23 protein-coding genes are annotated in these 22,419 nt (G+C 64.0%); 11 read left to right on the forward strand and 12 right to left on the reverse strand.

The window, feature by feature from the left end; all coding sequences use genetic code 11:
• Both EN955_RS13140 and EN955_RS13145 read right to left on the reverse strand, forming a co-directional pair.
• On the reverse strand, positions 1-455 hold a 455-nt coding region (locus tag EN955_RS13140), incomplete at its 3' end, for a CoA-transferase (protein ID WP_281034482.1).
• Positions 452-1,309: a CoA transferase subunit A gene (locus tag EN955_RS13145; protein WP_024504736.1), complete on the reverse strand. Its 858-nt coding sequence runs from the start codon at positions 1,307-1,309 to the stop codon at positions 452-454. The genes EN955_RS13140 and EN955_RS13145, both read right to left, overlap by 4 nt.
• Before the next feature lie 120 nt (positions 1,310-1,429).
• Here EN955_RS13145 and EN955_RS13150 point away from each other — a divergent pair, with 120 nt between their 5' ends.
• Positions 1,430-2,200, forward strand: a complete 771-nt coding sequence (locus EN955_RS13150; protein WP_024504737.1) for an IclR family transcriptional regulator C-terminal domain-containing protein — start codon at positions 1,430-1,432, stop codon at positions 2,198-2,200.
• Positions 2,201-2,440: 240 nt separating this feature from the next.
• Here EN955_RS13150 and EN955_RS13155 read toward each other — a convergent pair whose 3' ends face one another.
• The 4 genes from EN955_RS13155 to EN955_RS13170 are packed head-to-tail and all read right to left on the reverse strand — an operon-like array spanning position 2,441 to position 7,362.
• On the reverse strand, positions 2,441-3,742 hold the full coding sequence (locus EN955_RS13155) for an FAD-binding oxidoreductase (RefSeq protein ID WP_024504738.1): 1,302 nt from the start codon (positions 3,740-3,742) through the stop codon (positions 2,441-2,443).
• 2 nt (positions 3,743-3,744) lie between these two features.
• Complete coding sequence (locus EN955_RS13160) at positions 3,745-5,124, reverse strand: glutamine synthetase family protein (RefSeq protein ID WP_013528949.1); 1,380 nt, start codon at positions 5,122-5,124, stop codon at positions 3,745-3,747.
• A gap of 5 nt (positions 5,125-5,129) precedes the next feature.
• Positions 5,130-6,413, reverse strand: a complete 1,284-nt coding sequence (locus EN955_RS13165) for a glycosyltransferase (RefSeq protein ID WP_013528948.1) — start codon at positions 6,411-6,413, stop codon at positions 5,130-5,132.
• Positions 6,414-6,423: 10 nt separating this feature from the next.
• Positions 6,424-7,362, reverse strand: coding sequence for a GntR family transcriptional regulator (locus tag EN955_RS13170; protein ID WP_024504739.1), 939 nt, complete (start codon positions 7,360-7,362; stop codon positions 6,424-6,426).
• A gap of 238 nt (positions 7,363-7,600) precedes the next feature.
• On the opposite strand from EN955_RS13170, the gene EN955_RS13175 reads away from it, so the two are divergent.
• From EN955_RS13175 to EN955_RS13215, 9 genes are all read left to right on the forward strand, one after another.
• The gene (locus EN955_RS13175) at positions 7,601-8,665 is read left to right on the forward strand and encodes a spermidine/putrescine ABC transporter substrate-binding protein (RefSeq protein ID WP_024504740.1); all 1,065 of its coding nucleotides are present in this window, start codon (positions 7,601-7,603) and stop codon (positions 8,663-8,665) included.
• Positions 8,666-8,768: 103 nt separating this feature from the next.
• Positions 8,769-9,611, forward strand: a complete 843-nt coding sequence (locus EN955_RS13180; protein ID WP_032899498.1) for an ABC transporter permease — start codon at positions 8,769-8,771, stop codon at positions 9,609-9,611.
• A complete protein-coding gene (locus tag EN955_RS13185; protein ID WP_024504742.1) occupies positions 9,604-10,398 on the forward strand; it encodes an ABC transporter permease in 795 nt (264 codons plus the stop codon). Before EN955_RS13180 ends, EN955_RS13185 begins: the two co-directional genes overlap by 8 nt.
• The gene (locus EN955_RS13190) at positions 10,395-11,468 is read left to right on the forward strand and encodes an ABC transporter ATP-binding protein (protein ID WP_024504743.1); all 1,074 of its coding nucleotides are present in this window, start codon (positions 10,395-10,397) and stop codon (positions 11,466-11,468) included. Before EN955_RS13185 ends, EN955_RS13190 begins: the two co-directional genes overlap by 4 nt.
• Before the next feature lie 13 nt (positions 11,469-11,481).
• Positions 11,482-12,756: a glycosyltransferase gene (locus tag EN955_RS13195; protein WP_024504744.1), complete on the forward strand. Its 1,275-nt coding sequence runs from the start codon at positions 11,482-11,484 to the stop codon at positions 12,754-12,756.
• Complete coding sequence (locus EN955_RS13200; RefSeq protein ID WP_024504745.1) at positions 12,753-13,103, forward strand: cupin domain-containing protein; 351 nt, start codon at positions 12,753-12,755, stop codon at positions 13,101-13,103. The genes EN955_RS13195 and EN955_RS13200 overlap by 4 nt, the downstream gene beginning before the upstream one ends.
• 17 nt (positions 13,104-13,120) lie before the next feature.
• Entirely contained in the window at positions 13,121-13,462 is a 342-nt protein-coding gene (locus tag EN955_RS13205; RefSeq protein WP_024504746.1) for a cupin domain-containing protein, read from the forward strand.
• Between the two features lie 23 nt (positions 13,463-13,485).
• Positions 13,486-13,830, forward strand: a complete 345-nt coding sequence (locus tag EN955_RS13210) for a cupin domain-containing protein (RefSeq protein WP_024504747.1) — start codon at positions 13,486-13,488, stop codon at positions 13,828-13,830.
• Positions 13,831-13,990: 160 nt separating this feature from the next.
• Positions 13,991-15,499 carry an aldehyde dehydrogenase family protein gene (locus EN955_RS13215; protein ID WP_024504748.1) on the forward strand — a complete coding sequence of 503 codons (1,509 nt, stop codon included), beginning with the start codon at positions 13,991-13,993 and terminating at the stop codon, positions 15,497-15,499.
• A gap of 147 nt (positions 15,500-15,646) precedes the next feature.
• Here the strand turns inward: EN955_RS13215 and EN955_RS13220 are convergent, their stop codons facing one another.
• The 6 genes from EN955_RS13220 to EN955_RS13245 form a co-directional block, all read right to left on the reverse strand.
• Complete coding sequence (locus EN955_RS13220; protein WP_024504749.1) at positions 15,647-16,390, reverse strand: hypothetical protein; 744 nt, start codon at positions 16,388-16,390, stop codon at positions 15,647-15,649.
• A gap of 301 nt (positions 16,391-16,691) precedes the next feature.
• On the reverse strand, positions 16,692-17,453 hold the full coding sequence (locus EN955_RS13225; protein WP_024504750.1) for a glucose 1-dehydrogenase: 762 nt from the start codon (positions 17,451-17,453) through the stop codon (positions 16,692-16,694).
• Positions 17,454-17,463: 10 nt separating this feature from the next.
• On the reverse strand, positions 17,464-18,276 hold the full coding sequence (locus tag EN955_RS13230) for an ABC transporter permease (protein WP_024504751.1): 813 nt from the start codon (positions 18,274-18,276) through the stop codon (positions 17,464-17,466).
• Positions 18,276-19,139: an ABC transporter permease gene (locus EN955_RS13235; RefSeq protein WP_013528934.1), complete on the reverse strand. Its 864-nt coding sequence runs from the start codon at positions 19,137-19,139 to the stop codon at positions 18,276-18,278. The genes EN955_RS13230 and EN955_RS13235 overlap by 1 nt, the downstream gene beginning before the upstream one ends.
• Before the next feature lie 73 nt (positions 19,140-19,212).
• On the reverse strand, positions 19,213-20,376 hold the full coding sequence (locus tag EN955_RS13240) for a spermidine/putrescine ABC transporter substrate-binding protein (protein WP_024504752.1): 1,164 nt from the start codon (positions 20,374-20,376) through the stop codon (positions 19,213-19,215).
• Positions 20,357-21,493 carry an ABC transporter ATP-binding protein gene (locus tag EN955_RS13245; protein ID WP_024504753.1) on the reverse strand — a complete coding sequence of 379 codons (1,137 nt, stop codon included), beginning with the start codon at positions 21,491-21,493 and terminating at the stop codon, positions 20,357-20,359. The genes EN955_RS13240 and EN955_RS13245 overlap by 20 nt, the downstream gene beginning before the upstream one ends.
• A 114-nt stretch (positions 21,494-21,607) precedes the next feature.
• Between EN955_RS13245 and EN955_RS13250 the strand changes: the two genes are divergently transcribed.
• Positions 21,608-22,414: a LuxR C-terminal-related transcriptional regulator gene (locus EN955_RS13250; protein WP_024504754.1), complete on the forward strand. Its 807-nt coding sequence runs from the start codon at positions 21,608-21,610 to the stop codon at positions 22,412-22,414.
• Positions 22,415-22,419: the final 5 nt, after the last annotated feature.

Consider the following 22,419-nt stretch of genomic DNA (forward strand, 5'->3'; position numbering starts at 1 on the left):
GTCTGCGCCATTGTGATGTAGATCTGCTTCGACGAGGTCGCGATCTCCGGCGCGCCGCCGCCGCCGGGCAGCCTGGTCTTGGGATGGAAATAGTCGCCGATGACCGTGGTGTTGATGTTGCCGAACTTGTCGATCTGCGCCGCCCCCAAAAAACCGATCGAGATGCGGCCGCCCTGCAGCCAGTAGCGGAACATCTCCGGCACCGCGACGGTGGTGACGGCGGTCTCGCACAATTCGCCATCGCCGATCGACAGCGGCAGCACGTCGGGCGCGGTGCCGATCGTGCCGCTCTCGTAGATCAGCGTGATGTCAGGCGCATGTGTCAGCCGCGCCACATTGCAGGCCGCGGACGGTGCGCCGATGCCGACGAAGCAGACATCGTCATTCCTGAGCGCCCTGCTGGCGGCGATCGTCATCATCTCGTTGGGGGTGAAACCCAATGGATTGTCGCTCATGCCGCTTTCCTCAAATGCTCGACCCGGGCCGCGAAATCGCCGGCGCTCTTCTCGATGACGTTGGCCTGCATCCACGCCTGGAATTTCTCGCGGTCGGCGGCGATCTGGTCCCATTCGAGATAGGCGGCATTGTCACGCGCATAATAGCCATGTGCGTAGGACGGGTGCGAGCCGCCTGGCACGACGGATATCGCCGCGATCGTCCAGCGCGGCAGCACGGTCAGATTGGGGTGCAGATCGTCGAAATTATCGACCACTTCCTCCACCGTCACCACCGCTCGCTTGGCCGCCAGCACCGCTTCCTTCTGGATGCCGATGATGCCTTCGACCAGCACATTGCCTTGTCTGTCGGCCTTCTGCGCATGGATGAAGGTGACGTCAGGCCTGATCGAAGGAACAGCCGCCAGCACCTCGCCGGTGAACGGACAGGTGACAGACTTGATGTTCGGATTGACCGCCGCGAGGCCAGCACCGCGATAGCCGCGAAACACCGCGCAGGGCAGACCGGCCGCGCCCGCCTCATAGGCATTGGCCATGCCGGCATGGCTGTGCTCCTCGATCTCGATCGATCTGGGGAAACCGTTCTCGATGGCGTCGCGGGCGCGCCGCAGCAGGCCGACGCCGGGATTGCCGACATAGGAGAAGACGATTTTCTTCGCCATGCCCATACCGATCATCTGGTCGTAGATCAGGTCCGGCGTCATGCGGACCAGGGTCAGGTCGCGAAACCCCTGACGGATCGCCTCATGCGCCGCCGCCGTCGGGATCAGATGGGTGAAACCCTCGAAGGCGACCGTGTCATCATCGTTCAAATTCTCCGCAACGGCCTGTTTGAGCGGCAGGAACTTGACCATCGCATCGGCTCCGGGTTCAGAAAGTTCGTATTGCGAACATATGTTTTATATGCGATACTTCGTACGCTGAAGGAGGGCGAGGAGTCAATCCTGGCATCGATGGCGTTCCGCGGAGTTGAGATGGACGAAGAAGCCGCTTCCCGTGATCATGTCGGCTCGCTCGAGCGCGGCCTTGCCGTCATGGAGATCCTGGCTCGGCATCCCTCGGGCATGACGCTGACCGAAATGGCCGAGGAAGCGGGCCTGACCCGCGCCGGCGCCCGCCGCTTTCTGCTGACGCTCACCGCCACCGGCTATGCAACGCAAGCCGGCCGCGTGTTCTCGCTGTCGCCACGCTTGCTGACGATCGCCCGCACCTGGCTCGGCGGCGCCTCGCTCTGGGCCTTCGCCGCACCCATCATGCGCGCTGTCGCCGCACAGCTGAACGAGGCCTGTTCGGCGGCGATCCTGTCGGGTGCCGATGTCGTCTATGTCGCCCGTATTCCCGGCCGCCGTATCCTCAGCGTGTCGCTCGATGTCGGCACCAGGCTGCCGGCCTATTGCACCTCGATGGGACGCATCCTGCTTGCCGGTCTGACGCTTCAGGAATTGGACGCATTCCTCGGCCAGGCGACGATCGAGAGACGGACGCCGAAGACGATCACCGACAGGCGTTTGTTAGCCAACGCCATCGGCAAGGCGAAAGCGGACGGCTTTGCCATCGTCGACGAGGAACTGGAACTCGGCCTGCGCTCGATCGCCGTGCCGATCCGCGACCGGGCAGAGCGCACGGTCGCGGCCATCAACGTCTCGACGCAGTCGGCGCGGTTTTCGGTCGCGGAGATGGAACGGGAGATTCTGCCGGTGCTGCTGGAGGCCAGGCAGCGGATTGAAGATTTTTTTGTGGTTTAAGAGGCCTTCTCCAACAACCTTCACCGTCGGCGGGACAGCGCCCCCCTCTGCCCTGCCGGGCATCTCCCCCTCTTGGGGGGAGATCGGACGTCACGCCGGCTTTCGCCAATCTCCAACGACGCAGGAATGGGCGAAGCCACCAATCTGCCAATCTCCCCCCTTGAGGGGGGATGTCCGGCAGGACTGAGGGGGGCGCGAAGGATCGCGGCGTTTTGCAATTCGCCGCCGCCCCGCCGACCCTCAATGCTTGATGCGATCCCGCATGGCATACCACAGCATGCCCAGCACATAGAGCGGACCGCGCAGCGCCGTGCCGCCGGGGAATGGCATCGGGGTCAGCGTCGAGAACAAATCGAGCCGCGAGGCGTCGCCGGTGATCGCTTCGGCCAGGAGCTTGCCGGACAACGTCGACAGGATGACGCCCTTGCCGGAATAGCCATGCGCGAAATAGACTTCGCCATAGTGCCCGACATGCGGCAGCCTGGATGTCGTCACCGACACCAGCCCGCCCCAGGCGTGATCGATGCGGCAGCTCTGAAGTTGCGGGAAGGTGGCTTCCATATGCGGCCGCACGAAGCCGGCGATATCGGCCGGCGGTGACGGCGTGTAGCGCTCGCCGCCGCCGAACAGGAGCCGGCCGTCCGCCGACATCCGGTAATAGTTGACGACGAAGCGTGTGTCGGACACCGCGACATTGGCCGGGATGACATTGCGCTTGCCCTCCAGCGGCTCGGTGGCGACGATGTAGTTGCCAACCGGCATGATGCGGCTGTTGACGCGCGGCTCCAGCCCATCGAGCAGAGCGTCACCGGCCAGCACGACATGTTTTGCACGCACCGATCCCTTTGCCGTCGAGATCCGGATCGAAGGCTCACGCTCCAGCTTCACCGCCACCGAATTCTCATGGATGACGACGCCGGCAGCAATCGCCGCGCGGGCAAGGCCGAGCGTGTAGTTCAGCGGATGCATGTGGCCGCCGAGCGGCTCATACATCGCGCCATGATAGGGTGTGTCGACCTTGGCTCGGGCTCCCGCCGCCGACAGGATTTCGGCGTGCGGGAACTTCATCACCGTAGCCAGGCACTCGACCTCTTCCTCGAGATCCTTGAGGTCGGAACCGTTGACCGCGCCGACCAGATGGCCGGTCAGCCTGAGATCGCAATCGATGGCATGGCGCTCGATGATGTCGAGCACCAGCCCGCGCGCCTCGAAGGCAAGATCGAACAGTACCTTTGCCCGCTCAGGCCCATAGAGCTTGACCAGTCCCTTGGCGCCCTTGCGCAGGCCGGGGATCATCTGGCCGCCATTGCGGCCCGACGCGCCCCAGCCGATCTTGCCGCCTTCGAGCAGCACCACCTTCAGCCCGCGCTCGGCGGCGTGAAGGGCGGCCGACAGGCCGGTGCAGCCGCCGCCGACGACAACCAGGTCGGTGTCGACGTCGCCGACCAGCGCCGGATGGTCCGGCGCCGGATTGGCGGTGGCGACATAATAGGATTTTGCGATATCGAGGCCCGAATTGAAGCCCGTTGAACTGGAAGCCATGATCACACCTTCAGCAGAAGGTGGTCGCGTTCCCAGCTCGTCACCACGCCCTGGAACAGGTCGAGCTCGACGCTCTTTACGCGCAGATAAGTCTGGAAGAAATCCTCGCCGAGCAGTTCCCGCACCGGGCCGCAAGCCTCGAAACGATCGAGCGCCTCCTCCATCGTCTTCGGCAGCGTGCTCTTGATCTTGTAGGCATTGCCCGACGCCTCGGGCGAGCGCGCCAGTTTCTGCTCGACGCCGAGATAGCCGGCAAGCAGCGAGCCGGCGATCGCCAGGTAAGGATTGGAATCCGCACCCGGAAGCCGGTTCTCCACCCGCCGCGCCGCGCGGCCGCCGGCCGGCACGCGCAGGCCGCAGGAGCGGTTGTCATGCGACCATTCGATGTTGGCCGGCGCGCTGTGGTTCGGCCTGATGCGGCGGAACGAGTTCACGTTGGGCGCGAACAGCGGCATGATTTCGGGGACATATTTCTGCAGACCGCCGATGAAGTGGCCGAACATTGCGGTGTCGGCATCGTCGCTGCCGGCAAACAAAGTCCTGCCGGCCTCGTCGATGACCGACATGTGCAGATGCATCGAGCTGCCGGCCTGTGCGGCGATCGGCTTGGCCATGAAGGTGGCGTGCATGCCGCTTTGCTGCGCGGCCTGGCGCGTCAGCCGCTTGAACAGCAGCACCTTGTCGGCCAGCGGCAGCGCATCGCCATGCAGGAAGTTGATCTCCAACTGCGCGGTTCCCGACTCATGGATCAGCGTGTCGAGCGGCAGGCCGGCCGCCGCCGCATAATCGTAAATGCGGCGGATCACCGGCTCGAACTCCTCGAGCCCGGCCATATCGTAGGGATGCTGCACGGTCTCGGCGCGGCCATTGGCGCCGACCGGGGCGGTCAGCGGCCGGTCCGGATCCGGATTGGGCGCGGTGAGATAGAATTCCACCTCGGGCGCCACCACCGCCCGCCAGCCGCGCTTGGCGTAGAGGTCGAGCACGGCGCGCAGCACATGGCGCGGCGAGGCCATCCAGGGCCGGTCGTCCATATGAAAGGCATCGGCAAAGACATAGGCCTTGCCGGGAGCGGCACCCGGCGCCAGGCAGAGCGTCGATACATCAGGCACCATGCGCATGTCCGGATCCGAATAGGCAAAACCCTCGTCGATCGAGCCGGAATAGCGGCCGTCGATGCTGACCAGGAAAGCGCTGCTCGGCAGATAGAGCGCGCGGTCTTCAAGCGCCTGGAGGAATTTGGCCGTCGGCAAGGCCTTGCCGCGCAGGACGCCGTTCATGTCGGGCACCAGGCACTCGACTTCGTTGATGCCGTGCCGGGTCAGCCAGGCCTTGGCATCGGTGCCGCTGGAGAGCGAGATGTTCGTGTTGTTGTCAGGCATTTCGTTCAAATCCGTATCAGAGAGAGTATGGCTTGCGCGGCCGCATCCGTTCCGGGTTTCAGCGCCATTTGGGCTGCATTGTCCTTCAGGCGGGCGCGCATGGCATCGTCGGCCAGCAGGCCGAGAATGGCTTTCTCCAACACTCCTTCGGTCCAGCCGTCACGGCCGATATGGTCGCCGGTGCCGGTCTCTTCGGCGCGTTGCGCGTTGTCGTGTCCATCCCAGCAATAGGGCATGATCAGCGACGGCACGCCGAAGCGCAGCGCTTCGCAAAAACTGTTGTTGCCGCCGTGATGGATGAACAGATCCGACTTCGCCACCACCGAGGGCTGCGGAAACCAGGCGTCGAGATAGACATTGTCCGGCACCGCGCGGTAAGCGTCGCGCAGGCCGCCGGCATTGACGATGAAGCGCGCCGGCAGCCTGTCGAACACCACCAGCATGCGCTCGATCAGGCCGACATCCATGGCACCCAGGCTGCCGAAGCTGACATAGACCAGCGGCCCGCCATTGCGCGGGAACACCGGCACCTCGAACGGCCCTTCAGAACGCACGCAGCCCTCGAGATAGACGAAGCGCGCGGGGTCGAGCGGCTCGGCACGCTCGCGGCGCACGATCGTCGGCGTCAGCAGCAGGTTGAGATCGGGCGACGTCTCGAGGAACTGACCCTTCGGCAGCGGCCCCAGTCCGGCATCCGCCCGAAAGCGGTTGAAGCGGTCATGCGCCGGCGCGCAAGCCGCCAGATACCTGGCCTCGAACGCCGCACGTTGCGGGTCGTCCACCCCAAGCCCCGACAGATAGGGCGGCACATTGGCGTCCGGCAGCTCGGTCTCGGCGCAGGAGACGACGCGCACCCACGGACAGCCGGCGGCGGCGATCGCCGGGAACATGATGACATTGTCGAGCACCACGGCATCCGGCTTGAGCCGTGCCAGCAATTGGCGCAGCGGCGCCTCGGCATTGACCGCGGTGTCGACGATGGCCTGCCAGGTCGGAGCGACATAGGTCTCAAGCTGGTCGATCGGGCTCAGCCTGAAATGCGGCAGGTGCCGGCGCACGAAAGCCTGCCAGTAGCTCTGGCGTTGGCTCTCGCTCAGCGGCTCGTCGGTTGGCAGCTGGTATTCCTGAAAACCATAATCGGCAAAGACGCCGGAGAAACCGGCATGGCAGATGAAGACGGGCCGGGCGCCTTTCGCACGCAGCGCCTGCGCGATGCCGACGCAATTCAACGCCGCGCCGAAGCTTGCTTCGGGAAACAGCGCGATGGTCGGGCTGGCTTTACGCGTCAATTAATCCTCGTCATTCCGGCCGGCTGATCGTGCCGAACAGCGCGGGAGCCCCGCGGCTGGCCGCTTGCGGTCGCTGGTTGCGGGAGAGCCGCAGATGAATGCGAAGCAGATCGGCAGCCACCTCATACTGCAGGCTTTCAAGATGGTCGAGTATGACAAGGTGTTCGCGCAGCGATTGCCGCAATCGGAAGACGTTGACGCCGGTATAGATGCCCGGCAGCCGGCGCAGCCTGAGGTGATCGGCGAGCGCGTCGGCGATGAAGCGGTTGGCGCTGCCCTCGGCGAGCATGCCGTGAAAATCGATGTCCAGCCGCTGGAACTCGCGTGTGTCGAAGGCGGCGTCCGGCAGCGTCACCAGCGCTTCCATAGCCTGGCGCAACGTCGCCGCCCGCGCGCCGTCTAGCCTGAAGCCGGGCGTCAGGATGGCCGCGGGCTCGAGCAGCAAGCGGAACTCGTAGCTGTCGCCTTGCGCTTCCGGATCGTCGGGCGTGCGCCGAAACAGCCAGGACTGGCCAGGCGCACGATCCAGCAGATTCTCTTCGGTCAGTTTGTTCAACGCTTTTAATACCGTCTTGCGCTCGGCACTGTAGCGCCGCATCAATCCCGCGACGGTCACCGTCTGGTCCAGTCGCCGCGCCGAGCGGTCGCGCAGGATCGCCTCGGCCAACTCGTCCTCCTCGGCAGCGGGCAATTCCGTGGCGACCGAAGCCTGCGCGGTGAGGTCGATGGCCAGATGATAACCGGTGTCAGCCTCCCAGCGCACGACGCCCCGTTCCGCGAGCAGGCCGAGTGCCGCCCGCACCGGCGTGCGCGAGACATTGCACAGCGACGCGATCTGCTGCTCGGGCAAGCGTGCACCGGGCTCGAAGCCGCGCTGGCGCGCGACATCCAGGATGCGCTGCGCCAGATCAAGATGGTTGGTGCGGGGTCGTCTGGCTGCGGCTTGCATGGCTGGTCCAGCGGAAAACGGATGACCGCATTGATTTGACCGATCGCCCGAACGGACGCAATCGGCCAGTTTCCTCGGTCGTTTGGCAAATTATGGATTGACGTACTTTTTTCTGCAATAGTACTGTCAACACAATCGGCGAGAAAAAGACCGAGGGAACAGGATCGAGGCAGCGGCAAGGGTCGCAAGCGTTGGTCCGGCGAATGAAATTCGACGATCAACCGAATGGGAGTCTGTCATGACCGCTACCAGCCTGCGGCGCCGTGCGCTGAAAACATCTTCGATCGCACTTGGCCTGGCCTTGGCGCTGTCCGCGCCGGCGACGGCTGCCGACCTCGTCATTTCGAACTGGGACGGCTACATGGCACCCGACGCCATGGCCACCTTCAAGACCGCAACCGGCGTTTCGGGCGAAGTGGTGGTGCATGCCACCAATGAAGAGATCATGGGCAAGCTGATCGCCGCCGGCGGCAAAGGCTATGACGTGGTCTTTGTCTCCTCACCCTTCGCCGAGGTGCTGAACAAGCTCGGCCTGACCGAGCCGATCGACCACGCCAAGATCCCCAACCTCGCCAACCTCTATCCGGAAGCAGCCAAGCTGCCGCACGATGTCGGCAATGCCTTCTCGGTGCCCTACACCTGGGGCACCACCGGCCTCTGCTATCGCTCGGATCTGATGAAGGTCGCACCGGCCAGCTGGAGCGACCTGCTCGCGCCCTCCGACGAATTGAAGGGCAAGACCACCATGCTGGCGACCGACCGCTGGCTGCTGGCCGCCGGCCAGCTCGACAAGGGCTATTCGGTCAACGAAACCGATCCGGCCAAGATGGCCGAGGTCAAGGATCTGCTGATCTCGGCCAAGAAGACCCTGCTCGCCTATGACGACACCACCTTCTATTCCAAGCTGGTGTCCGGCGAGGCACTGATGGTGCAGGCCTGGGACGGCTGGTGCAATTACGGCATCGCCGAAAAGCCGGAGATCAAATACGTCATTCCCAAGGAAGGTTCGGACCTCTGGGTCGACACGATGGTGGTGATGAAGGCCTCCGCCAACAAGGACGCCGCCTTCCAGTTCATCAACTTCATGCTCGACGCCAAGAACCACGCCTGGGCGGCGCAGAACATCGACTACAAGGTGCCGAACAAGCCGGCGATGGAAAGCCTGCCGGCCGATTTCCTGGCAAAATTCCCCAACATGGCGATGCCGGTGGCCGATCTCGTCAAGTTCGAGCAGTTGCGTGACGTCGGCGACGCCCAGCGCGACTATTCGAAGATCGTCAGCGAGATCAAGGCTGCGCAGTAAGCGGCGGCACATCAGAGACCACGGCCGACGGCGGGTTTCCGCCGTCGGCCGCTGAATGCGGTACCCAATCGTGTCCTCAACCAGACTTCGTTCCTCCTTGCTGATGGCCCCGGCGCTGGCCTGGCTCGCGGCCTTGATGGTGGTGCCGTGCGCGCTGGTACTGGCGCTCGCCTTCTTCCGGCGTGGCATCTATGGCGGCATCGAATACACCTTCACGCTGGAGAATTTCGGCCTGGTCTTCGACCCGCTCTATGCCGGCATCTTCCTCAATTCGGCGCGCATCGCCGGCACCGCGACCCTAATCGCTGTGGTGATCGGCTATGCCGCCGCCTACGCGATATCGGCGGCACCGCGCCGGTGGCAGCCAGTGTTCCTGTTCGTCGCCGTGCTGCCGTTCTGGTCCAACTATCTGATCCGCACCTATGCCTGGATCGTGCTGCTCAACCGCGAAGGCCTGATTACCCAGCTGCTGCGCTGGTTCGGCTACACCGGCGAGCCGCCGTCGATGCTCTACACCGAAGGCGCGGTTATCGCCGGCCTGGTCTATAACTACCTGCCCTTCGTCATCCTCGCCTGCTACGCGCCGCTGTCGCGGCTCAACCCGGAACTCGCCGAGGCCTCGCGTGATCTCGGCGCTTCGGCAGCCACCACGTTCCGTCGTGTCATCCTGCCGCTGACCGTACCGGGCATCGCCGCCGGCGCGGTCTTCGTCTTCGTGCTGTCGATCGGTAATTTCGTCACGCCCGCGCTGCTCGGCGGCGGCCGCTTCCAGATGATCGGCAACCTCGTCTACGACCAGTTCCTGACCGCCAACGACTGGCCTTTCGGGGCGGCACTGGCGATGGCGCTGATTGCCATCATGCTTCTGGTACTGATGGCGCAAGCGCTGGCCGCCAATCGCGCCTCGGGTCACGTCACGCAAGCCGGCGGAGACACCGATGGCTGAGCGCTCCCCTGCCACGCGGCGCACGCTCTGGCTCGTGCTCAGCCTGGTCTTCGCTTTCCTCTACATCCCGATCGCCGTGCTGGTGGCGCTGTCCTTCAACGAAGGCGGGCTGCCGACGGCGTGGTCGGGCTTCTCCCTGAAATGGTACGCCTCGCTGGCCGGCAATTCGGCGATCCTGTCCGCGGCCCTCAACACGCTGATCGTGGCGCTGGTCTCGACCGCGATCGCCACTCTGCTCGGCACGCTGCTGGCGATCGGCATCGAGATGCGCCGGCAATACGGCAAGGCTCTCGAAGCGCTGATTTTCGCACCGATGATCATTCCCGACATCGTGCTGGCGATCGCGCTGCTCTCGTTCTTCTCCATGCTCAATCTAACCATGGGCCTGCACACCATCATCCTCGCCCATGTCGTCTTCAACCTCGCCTTCGTCTGCTCGGTGGTGCGCGCGCGGCTGAAGAGTTTCGACTGGTCGATCGTCGAGGCCTCCGCCGATCTCGGCGCCTCCGCGCTCACCACCTTCCGGCGGGTGACATTGCCGGTCATCGCGCCGGCGGTGATTGCAGGGGCGCTGCTCGCCTTCACGCTCTCGGTCGACGAGTTCATCATCGCCTTCTTCACCGCTGGCGCCGGCCGCGCCTCGACGACGCTGCCGATGCAGATCTACGCCATGATCCGCTTCGGCATCACGCCGGAGATCAACGCGCTGGCGACCATCGTCATGGCGGTCTCGATCACCGCGCTGACCCTGTCGCAGCGGCTCAACCGTGGGATCATCGGCCAATGAGCGAACCCCGCACTCTGCTGGCCATCGATCATGTGTCGAAGAATTTCGGCAGGGTGATGGCCGTCGACGGCATCTCGCTCGACATCCGCGAGAACGAGTTCTTCGCTTTGCTCGGCCCGTCCGGCTGCGGCAAGACCACGCTCTTGCGCATGCTGGCCGGTTTCGAGACGCCCAATGACGGGCGCATCCTGCTCGACGGACGTGACATCGCCAAAACCCCGCCCAACAAGCGGCCGGTCAATCTGATGTTCCAATCCTATGCGCTGTTTCCGCATATGAGCGTTCGCGCCAATGTCTCCTACGGCCTGGAGATGGAACGTTTGCCAACAGCTGAAATCCGCTCCCGCGTCGATGCCATCCTGGCGACGACCGAGCTCGTCCCCTTCGCCGACCGCAAGCCGGAGCAATTGTCGGGCGGCCAGAAGCAGCGCGTCGCGCTTGCCCGCGCGCTGGTCAAGCGGCCTCGCCTGCTGCTGCTCGACGAGCCGCTCGGCGCGCTCGACAAGAAGCTGCGCGGCGCCATGCAGCTGGAATTGAAGCGCCTGCAGCACGAGGTCGGCATCACCTTCGTCATCGTCACCCATGACCAGGAGGAATCGCTCGTCATGGCCGACCGCATGGCGGTGCTGAAAGACGGCAGATTGCTGCAATGCGACACGCCGCACGCGATCTACGAACACCCCGCCGATCGCTTCGTCGCCGACTTCATCGGCGTGATGAATTTCGTGCCGGGCCAAGCCGCCGTCGATGGCGTTGTAGCCACGAATGGCGCACGCATATCAGGCAAGGTTCCGGCAACGCTCTCGCCCGGCGCATCCGCTGTCGCTTCGGTGCGCCCTGAGCGCATCCGGCTATTCCCATCGGCGGAAACCGCCAACCGCATCACCGGCACGGTCGAGGCGCTGGCCTATCAGGGGCTGGACCTGCAGCTGCATGTCCGCACGCCCCTGTCGCCAAAGCCGTTCCTGGTGCGCGTCACCGCAGATGCCGCCGACCGCCGGCCGGTCTCGTCGGGCGACCAGGTCGAACTCGGCTGGGATGCCGCCGATGTCAGAATTTTCGCAGAATGACAGGAGAAGCCTGATGGCGCAGAAGACGATCGCGTTTTTTCCAGAAGCCGCCTACGGCCCGGCGCTCAATTCCGTCGGCATCGCCCAGGCAGTCGAAGCGCGCGGCCACAAGGCGGTGTTCCTGTCCGACCCCGGCTTCGTCGATGTCTACAAGGGCTACGGCTTCGAGGCGCATCCGGTGAACCTGTCGGAGCCGATGCCGCCCGAGCAGATGGCGAAATTCTGGGAGGATTTCATCAACGGCCATATCCCGAACTTCCGCAAATCGCCCTACGACCAGGTCGACAACTACGTCAAGGATTGCTGGACGGCGATCGTCGACAGCGCCAAATGGGCGCAGAAGGATCTGCCGCGCGTTCTCTCAGCCATCAAGCCGGATGTGATCTGCGTCGACAACGTCATCCTGTTCCCGGCCATCAAGCAGTACGGCAAGCCGTGGGTGCGCGTCATCTCGTGTTCGGAAAACGAGATCGAGGACGAGGACATCCCGCCCCATCTCTCCGGCTGCGGCGAGAACGACCATGCCGGCCACCAGCGCTACCGCGACCACTTCAATGCGGTGATCAAGCCGATCCATGACGACTTCAACGCCTTCCTCACCGCCAACCACGAGGCGCCCTATCCGGTCGGCCAGTTCTTCGAAGCCTCGCCCTATTTGAACCTGCTGCTCTACCCCGAGGCGGCAAAATTCAAGCGCCGCCATCCGCTCGACCCGGCAAAATTCCAGTATCTCGAAGGCTGCGTGCGGCACGAAAAGCCGTACACGGTGCCGACCTTCTCCAGGAACAATGACGGGCCGCTGCTCTACGTCTCCTTCGGCAGCCTGGGCGCCGGCGATGTCGATCTGCTGAAGCGCATCATCGCGACATTGGGCAAGACGCGCTACAGGGCTCTGGTCAATGTCGGCGGCTACAAGGACCAGTACACGGACGTGCCCGGTAACGTCATTGTCGACAGCTGGTTTCCGCAGCCCTCGGTCATCCCGCAGGTCGATGCCGTCATCCACCATGGCGGCAACAACTCGTTCACCGAGTGCCTCTATTTCGGCAAACCGGCCATCATCATGCCTTATGTCTGGGACGGCCACGACAACGCCACCCGCGTCGAGGAAACCGGCCACGGCTTCGGCATGCCGCGCTACGACTGGACCGATGCCGAGCTGGTTGCCAGGATCGAGACCTGCCTGACCGACCCGGCGATGAAAGCCAAGCTGGCGAAGACATCGGCGCAGATGCACGCGCAGAATGGGCCGGAGAAGGCGGCAGGATTGCTGGAGGGGTTGCTGTGACCTCCTCCGCCCCACACCTCCACCAGGCCTCCACCCGCACCGATCTCGTCGACTGGGGCGTCCAGCCGGATGCGCTCGGCGGCACTTCGCACTCGACCGGCAGGCTCGTGCACAAAGGCCCGAACAACCAGCCGGAATCCGGCATCTGGGTCTGCACGCCAGGCCGCTGGCGCCTCAGTATCCCGCGCGACGAATTGTGCCATTTCGTCGCCGGCCGCGCGACCTACCGGTCGGATGTCGGTGAGGTGATAGAAGTCTCCACCGGCACCGTGGTCATGTTCCCTGCCGGCTGGAGAGGCGAATGCACCGTGCATGAGACGATGCGCAACGTCTACATGCTGGCGTGACCACGGAGCTTGATGACATGTCGACACCGCACTGGCCGAAGGCTTCGGCCGTGGAATTGGAAGACTGGGGCGCGGGCAGCAACACGCTCGCCCGTTCGCCGCGCGCTTCGGGCAAGATCCTGGCGCAGAACCCGGACGGATCGAGCGAATGCGGCCTGTGGACGTGCACGCCGGGCACGCGCAAGGTCACCTTTGGCGCCGACGAATTCTGCCACTTCCTGTCGGGACGCGGCAGCTATGTCCATGACGACGGCGAGGAGATCGCGGTCGAGGCCGGCACGCTGGTATTCTTCCCCGCCGGCTGGACCGGCATCTCCATCATCACGCAAACGCTGATCAAGGCTTTCATGTGCCGCTGAGCACTCATTTCCAAGGAATCGATATGATAACCCCCATCATGAAATCCCCGCTTACCATTACCGACCTCGTCGACTGGGGCGTCATCCCGACCATGATCGAGGGCCAATCCCATACCTCGGGCAAGCTGCTGTACAAGGGGCCGGAAGGCCGCTCCGAATGCGGGCTTTGGGTATGCACTCCGGGCAAATGGCACTGCCATGTCACCCGCGACGAGTTCTGCCATTTCCTCGAAGGGCGCTGCACCTATGTGCATGAATCCGGCGAGGTCATCGAGATCGAGCCGGATACGGCAGCGTTCTTCCCGCAGGACTGGAAGGGCGTCTGCACCGTCCATGAGACAATCAAGAAGGTCTACATGATCCGCTGAGCCTTCTCGATAATTCTGCCCTGCCGGACACCTGACGCGGCTTTCTGCGCTTCCGGTGCTCACGGACTAAATGTCCGCTGCGCTCCGGTTCTCGAAAGCCACGCCATCTGCCTCGGCAGGACGAATTCTCAAAAAGGCTCCATAAATGGAGAAGGACAAAATGGATTTCTCTCCTGACCGGCCAACCTTCTTCGTCAATCCGGACTACCGGTCGATGGCCGGCGCGGCAAAACCGGTGATCGATCCGGCGACGCTGGAAACCGTCGGCGCCATTGCCGCCGCCGGCGACGGCGAGATCGACGCTGTGCTCACGGCGGCAACCAGGGCGCAGGCCGCCTGGAAGAAGCTCGACGCCAAGAGCCGGGCCAAGCAACTGCATGCCGTCGCCAACGCCATCGAGGCGGCGGACTTCACGCGTTGCGCCGAGCTGATGGTGCGCGAGATGGGCAAACCCTACCCCGAAGCGATCGGCGAGATCGCCAATTGCGCGCCGATCTTCCGCTACTATGCCGAGATGGCGCGCGACGATGCCGGCAAGATCGCCGGCACGACGCAGGCCGGTTCGTTCCAGTATGCGCGCTACGAACCTTACGGCGTCTCCGTACACATCATGCCCTACAATTTCCCGATCCTGCTGATGTGCTGGACGGTCGCCGCATCGCTCGCCGCCGGCAATGCCTGCATCATCAAGCCGGCCGAGGCGACGACGCTGTCGACGCTGGACTACATGACCGTGTTCCGCTCGCTGCCAGAGGGGCTGGTCTCCTGCCTGCCCGGCGGAGCGGCCACAGCGCAGGCGCTGATCGCCTCCGACCGCACCCATGCCGTTGCCTTCACCGGCTCGGTCGCCGCAGGCAAGGCGGTGGCGGTGGCCTGCGCCGAACGCATGAAGCCGTGCGTCATCGAGGCCGGCGGCAGCGACCCGCTGATCATAAGCGAGCATGCCCCGCTCGAGATCGCGGCGGCCGGCAGCGTCACCGCCGCCTTCCACCTCACCGGCCAGGTCTGCACTTCGGCCGAGCGCTTCTTCGTCGTCGATTCCGTGCATGACCGCTTCGTCGCGCTGTTCGCCGAAAGGACGCGGGCGCTGCGCATCGGCAACGGCATGGACAAGACCGAGATCGGCCCGCTGGTCAGCGAAAGCGCGCGGACCAAAGTCATGCGCCTTGTCGACGATGCGATCGCTCATGGCGCCGTCGCAGTCACCGGCGGGCGTATCCCGCCTGCGTACAATGTCGGCTGGTTCTACGAACCGACGATCCTGACCGGCGTCACCCCTGATATGGCGATCGTGCGCGAAGAGTGTTTTGGACCCGTCGCCGCCATCTGCCGGGTCAGGGATTTCGACGAGGCGATCCGGCTTGCCAATGACAGCCCGTTCGGGCTCGGCGCTTCGGTGTTCACATCGGATCTGGCCGAAGCCCACGAGGCAGCGGAACGGCTCGAAGCCGGCATGGTCTGGGTCAACAACCCGCTGATCGACAATGACGCCCTGCCGTTCGGCGGCTGGAAGGCCTCCGGCCTCGGCCGCGAACTCGGACGCCAGGGCCTCGACGCTTTCCGCCGCTCCAAGATGGTGATCATTGACCACAAGCCTGCGATCCAGGACTGGTGGTACCCCTACCCCGACAGCTGGTTTCGCGAGACCGGCGGCCGCAAGCATGTCTGAGTGTTTCGAGCCTGGCTATCCCTGGACGCCAGCTCGGTGGCTATCCCTGGATAGCCAGCCCGACCATGAGCGGGAAAAGGCAATGCCGCCGAGTGAAACCCGGCGGCATTGCCTTTGACTGACCACTACCGTTTCGGCGGCGGTTCGTTACGGCGTCGTTTCCGTCTGCATCGCGGCAGCCGTCTGGTCGATCTTGCCGGCAAGGACGTCTTGAGCCCAGGACGTGACCGCAGCGTCGACGGGCTTGTTGGCCATATCCGCCAATGCCGCGTCGAGCGATGCATCATCGGTGCCGACCGCGGCCGCAGCAGCAGCAGCGTTGTCGGCAGCGACCTCGGCCTGCAGAGCAGCTATCTTCCCAGGCAGGGCCGCCTGATCTTCGGGCGACATCGCGGCAATCTGATCGGGTGTCAGGGACGTCAGCGCATCCAGCTTAGCCTGTGCTGCGTCGGCGGCGGCCTGAGCGACCTTGGCTTTGGCGGACTGCGTCACGAATGCCTGAAGGGCGGCGAATTTCTTGCTCTTCGAGTTCATATAGGCATTGATGTTGCGCTGCAGTGAGTTCAGCCGGCCAAGCTTGGCGTGGATGTTCTTCTCCTTGGGAACCGACGAAACCTTTGTGGTTGTGTCGACCGTGGTGTCGTCCGCTTTGGCCTTGGCCCGGCCCGGGGCCGACGAAGATTTGCCGTGCGAAGCGCCGCTCTTGCCATTGCTGCCGTTGTGGCCGTTGCCGCCCCCATTGCCATTGCCGCCAGCATTGCTACCGCCGTTGCCGTGCCCGTTGCCTCCGGCATTGCCACCGCCACCGCCGTGCCCATTGCCGGCGAGCGCCGGAGATGCCAGGAGCGCCAATGCGGCAAGCGCCGCCAGCAGAGTTTTCCGGTTTGTCATGGTAATCTCCTCGGGAATCGTCGCCCTGGCCCGACCGCTAAGCGACCGTCCTATGAGGAATTGCTAATAGTGCAGAGTAAACTTTAGACAAATGCTGTCTCAATACGCGATCTGGCACCCGGCCAGAAACTTAACCGACTGATATCAAACACAAATTCACGCTCTTGGACGGCCATGGCACTGAAGTCCCATGCCGGCAGGACTATAGTCCTGCCGGCAAGCAGCGGCATGGGTGAAAGTCTTTGCGTGGTACATCGGACAAGCTTTGAAAACAGGGGAGTTGATAGCGAAAGCAAAAGGCTCAGCCGATACTTTCACCGCCGTCGATTACCAGCGCCTGGCCGGTCATGAAGGATGAACGGTCGGAGACAAGGAACAGGATCGCTTCGGCGATCTCATCGGCGCTGGCCCAGCGGCCCATCGGGATCTTGGTGCGGACATAGGTTTCGATCGCCCCGCGTCCGCCCATCTGGGCGATGAACGGTTCGTTGAACGGCGTGTCGACCCAGCCCGGACAGAGCGCGTTGACGCGCACATTGTGCCGGGCATAGTCGAGCGACATCTGCCGTGTCATCGCCACCACCGCATGTTTGGAGGTTGCGTAGGCGATCATCTCGCGGTCGTAGAACACGCCCGAATTGGAGGCGGTGTTGAGGATGACGCCGCCGCCTCGTGCGATCATCGATGGCATGACGATCCTGGCCGCCAGGAACTGCGCCCGCACATTGACCCGCCACGAGGCATCCATGCCGCCGACCTCCACTTCGGTCAGCGTGCCGCCGACCTGGATGCCGGCGTGATTGTGCAGGATGTCGATGCGCCCATGCCTGTCGAGCGTGCCGGCAATGAGCTGTTCGACCGCCGCATCATCAGCGACATCGGTCTTGATCGCCTCGGCCCGTCCACCCGCTGCCCGAATGTCCGAAGCCGTTGCTTCGCCGGCGGCCTGATCCCTGTCGGCGATGACGACCACCGCGCCTTCCCTGCCCATGATCATGGCGCCGGCGCGCCCGATGCCGGAGCCGGCGCCTGTCACCACGGCGATGCGGTCTTTGAGGATCATGATGCGGCTTTCAGTTCGACGGCTTGCGCTGGCGCAACTGCCATTGGGCAAGCACCACGAGCAGCACGGAAGCGACGAGCACGATCGTCGCGATGGCGTTGATCTCCGGCGTCACGCCGCGCCGGATCGACGCGAAGACATAGATCGGCAGCGTCGTCTGCGCGCCGGCGACGAAGAAGGCGATGATGAAATCGTCGAAGGAGAAGGTGAAGGCGAGCAGGAAGCCGGCAACGACCGCCGGCATGATCTGCGGCAGCACGATCGAGCGGAACGTCGTCAACGGCGTCGCGTAGAGATCGCTCGACGCCTCGACCAGATTGCGGTCGAGGCTGCCGAGCCGCGTGCCGACGATCATCGTCACCAGCGCCATCGAGAACAGCCCGTGCGCCGCGATGATCGAACCGTAGCCGAGCGCTAGCCGCGGCGGCTGGTCGTCGGGCCAGATCGAGGCGAGGAACGGATTGACGACGGTGAACAATTGGACGAGCGCGACCAGAGTCGAAATGCCGATGACGACGCCCGGAACGACGATCGCGGCGCCCAGAAGTGCGTCGAAGACCGCGCGGGTCCGCACGCCGACGCGCGCCAGGCCGAGTGCCGCCGCGGTGCCGCACAGCGCCGCCAGCAAGGCGCTGGTGGTGGCGATGAACAGGCTGTTCTTCAGCGCTTCGACCAGGAACGGGTTCGCCAATGCCTTGCCGTACCATTGCACCGAAAAGCCGGTGAACTCGCTGGCATGGTGGCCGGCGTTGAAAGAAAACAGCACCACCAGCGCGATCGGCAGATAGAGGAAAGCGAACACCGCAATGACGAAAGCCCGCATCAGATCAGATCCACCCGGCGCGCGCCCGAAACCCGGGTCGAGATGCGGTTGGCGGCAATCAGCACCACCACCGAGACCAGCACCAGCGTGATCGCGATGGCCGATCCGAACGGCCAGTTGCGCGATTGCAGGAACAGGTCGACCAGTGCATTGCCGATGAAGAACACCTTGCCGCCGCCAAGCAGCGTCGGGATCAGATATTCGCCGAGCAGCAGGATCATGACCAGCGAGAAGCCGGTCATGACGCCCGGCAACGACAGTTTCAGGGTCACGCCCAGGAAAGTCGATAATGGCGTGGCGCCGAGATCGGCGGAGGCTTCCAGCAGCCTGCGGTCAAGCCGTTCGAGGCTGACATAGATCGGCAGGATCATCAGCGGCAGGTAGCCATAGACGATGCCGAGCAGCACCGCGCCCGGCGTGTTGATCAGCCTGACATCCTCGATGCCGACAAAGGCGAGCAGCGCCGGAATGCCGCGCCCGCCCAGAATGTACATCCAGGCATAGGTCCGCATCAGCAGGCTGGTCCAGAACGGAATGACGACCAGCGCCAGCAGGATCAGCCGCCAGCGCTGCGGCGCGCGCAAGGCGAGATAGTAGGCAACGGGATAAGCGACGAGCAGGCAGGCGAGCGCTCCCACCGGCGCCAGCACCATGGTGTTCCAGAAGGCGGTCGCCCGCGCCGGAAGATTGGCATATTGCGCCAGCGTAAAGGCGGCCTGATAGCCGCCTTCCGGTGCGCGTTCGCCGACGCTGAACACGGCGATGGCGATGAACGGCAGCACCAGGAACACCACCAGCCACGCGGTCGCCGGACCGAGCAGCATGGCGGTCAGAAAATTCCTACGAAGACGGCTGCCGTGCATGGAAAGATTGCCCCGGTGCCGGCGGGCATAAACCCGCCGGTCAAATTATCTGAGTCGAATTTGAGGCCGTCGCTCAGGCCGACTTGAAGCGCGCCATCAATTCGGCGCGGCCCGGATCAGTCAACGTTGCCGCCGCGCCGAATTCCAGCGGCGTCAACAGGTCGGCTGCCGGATAGAGGATCGGGTTGTCGAGCACCTCCTTGGGCAGCAGCTTGTTGACGCGCGCATCGGTCGACGGCGCACCATTGGCCAAATGCTCCTTCACCGCCACCTGCGGATTCATCAGGTAGTTGAGCAGCGCGTAACCGGCGGGCTTGTTCGGCGCGTCTTTCGGAATGGCATAGAAATCGGTCCAGATCTCGCCGCCTTCCTTGCCCAGCACATAGGCGATCTCGGGAATGTCGCGATGCAGCTGCGCGCCGTCATTCGTCCAGCACATGGTCATCCACGCGTCGCCGGCGCGCATCCCCGGCTGGTAGTCGGAGGAGACCGCGAACAGATGCGGCTTGACCTTCAGCAGCAGTTCCTCCGCCTTGGCCAGTTCGTCCTGCTTGAGCGAATTGAACGAGTAGCCGTAATATTTCAGCGCATTGCCGATCGTGGTCAGCTGGTAGTCATGCACCATGGTGCGGCTGTCGCCTTCCGCCATGGCGGTGTCCCAGAACTCCTTCCAGCTCGTCATCGGCTTGGTCAGCTTCTTGGTGTTGACGGCAAAGCCGGTGGTGCCCCAGTTCTTCGGCACGGCGTAGATCGTCCCATCGATCGTGCCCTCCGAGGTGAAGCGCGGATCCTCTTGCGAGCCGTCGAAATTCGGCAGCTTCGCCATCTCCAGCGGCTCGATGATGCCGAGCTTCTTGTAGGTCGAGATCGTGTAATTGGTCGGCACGAACAGGCTCCAGCCCGAGGCGCCGGCCTGCAGCTTGGCCAGCATCTCCTCATTGGAGCCGAACACGTTGACCTCGACGGCGACGCCGGTGTCCTTCTTGAAGTTCTCGAAGGTCGCCGGGTCATGATAGTTCGGCCAGGTGGCGATCGACATGCGATCGCCAAGGCTTTCCGCGGCAAAGGCCGGTGTCGGCATGATGCCGATCTCGCGCGCCATCACCGCCGTGGCAATGCCAAGGCCGGTGAGGCCGAGGAAGTCGCGGCGGCCGATCGAGCCGCGCTTCAAACGCATCAGCTGGTCGACGAAATTCTCGGGGCTGATCGGCAGTCCGTCACGATATGATTTCGACATGTTTATCTACCCTCTGGTTGGCCCCGTTGTTCTTGATCTCCGCAAACGCCAGCGGCGTTCCGGAGGCAAAGCCGATGGCGACGGGTTCACCCGGCTTGAAGAGATTGCCGTGACCGATCAGGTGATCGGCTTTGGCCAGCAGCGTTCCGATGCCCTTGACCTCGATCGCGTATTCCGCCGTCGAGCCCAGGAATATCCGGTTGCGGACGATGCCCTTGAATGGGCCGCTTGCCTGGGCGCCGAGACTGAGCGATTCAGGACGAAGGCTGACCGAAACGACCTCGCCCTGCTGCAAAGCGGTCCGTTTGCGCGCCGCAATGACGGTGCCGTCCGCGAGCGCCACCTCCACCAGATCGCCCGAATGCCCGGCGACAGTACCGCTCAAGAGATTGGTCTTGCCGACGAAATCGGCAACAAACAGGTCGGCCGGTTCGTCATAGATCTCGCTCGGCTGCCCGAGCTGGACGATGCGGCCGCCATTCATGACGCAGACGAAATCGCTCATCGACAGCGCTTCCTCCTGGTCGTGCGTGACCAGCACGAAGGTGATGCCGATCTCGCGCTGCAGGTTCTGCAGCTCGATCTGCATGTCGGTGCGCAGCTTCTTGTCGAGCGCCGCCAGCGGCTCATCGAGCAAGAGCACCGCCGGCTTGTTGACCAGGGCGCGGGCAAGCGCCACACGCTGCTGCTGGCCGCCCGACAGTTCGTGGATCTTGCGGCGGCCATAGCCGGCGAGCCGCACCATTTCGAGCGCCTCGCCCGCTCTTGAGGCGATCTCGCGCGAAGACAGCCTTGGCCGCGCCTGGCGCAGCCCGTAGGCGACATTGTCCTCGACATCGAGATGCGGAAACAGCGCGTATTGCTGGAACACCATGTTGACCGGCCGCCGGTAGGGCGGCGTGCCGGCCATGTCCTGGCCGCGAATGAACACCTGGCCTTCGCTCGGCTGTTCGAAGCCGCCGATCATGCGCAGGCAGGTGGTCTTGCCGCAGCCGGAGGGACCGAGCAGCGCGACAAAGGCGGAGGGCGGGACAGCGAGATCGATGCCGCTGACCGCGGTCACCGCGCCATAGCGCTTGGTGACGCCGCGAAACTCGATGTCGGGCACTGCGGTCAAGGCTGATGGCTCCAGCAACAGGACAATATCGGAACGCTACCAGAGCCAATGGCGGCTAGTATATACCTCTCAGGTGGTATATCTGGTCTATTTTCTCGTTTAAGGGGGTATGCATTGTCCCGCAGCGACGAATACAGCCGGCTCGCCACGCTCGTCGCGACGACGCGGGAGACCAGCGGCGATCTCTTTGGCCAGGCGCTGGTCGAGTGGCTGCGGCAGCACGTTAGATTCGACCACTGCGTGATCTTCGGCTATCGCGGCGCCTCGCGCCCGCCGCTGCTGTTCGAGACCTTCTCGCCCACCGAGAGCCATGTGTTCGTCGCGCTCTATCAGGAAGGGCCGTATCTGCTCGATCCGTTCCATCACGCTGCGGTCGAGCGCAAGGAAGGGTTCTGGCGCATGCGCGAGCTGGCGCCGGACCGTTTCTATGCCAGCGAGTATTTCCGCTCCTATTACAGCCAGACCAGGCTGGCCGAGGAGGTCGGCTTCTTCGTGCCGCTGCCGGGCAAGGATGCGCTGGTGCTGTCGCTGATGCGGCTGCGCGCTTCAGGCCCTTTCGGCACCGCCGATGCCAGATTGCTGCGCGACATGGCTCCCGCGGTGATCAGCTTCATCAGGTTGCGCTGGCCTGCTCTTCCGGCCGACGAAACGGCGGAAGCGAAGCAGGACGAGACGGCCGCTATGGTCAACGAGTTCGACCGCGCCCATATCTGGCAGAGCCTGTCGCTGACGCCGCGCGAAAAGCATGTCGTCGACCTGGTGTTGCAGGGGCATTCGACGGAGTCGATCGCCCGCGCCATGCGCATCGTGCCGGGAACCGTGAAGGTCCATCGCCGCAACATCTACCGCAAGCTCAAGATCAAGTCGCAGGCCGGCCTGTTCGCGCGCTTCGTCGAGATCATCGATGCACGGATCCGGTAGGCTCT

Source organism: Mesorhizobium sp. M7A.F.Ca.CA.001.04.2.1 (assembly GCF_003998485.1).
Lineage (GTDB): Bacteria > Pseudomonadota > Alphaproteobacteria > Rhizobiales > Rhizobiaceae > Mesorhizobium > Mesorhizobium ciceri.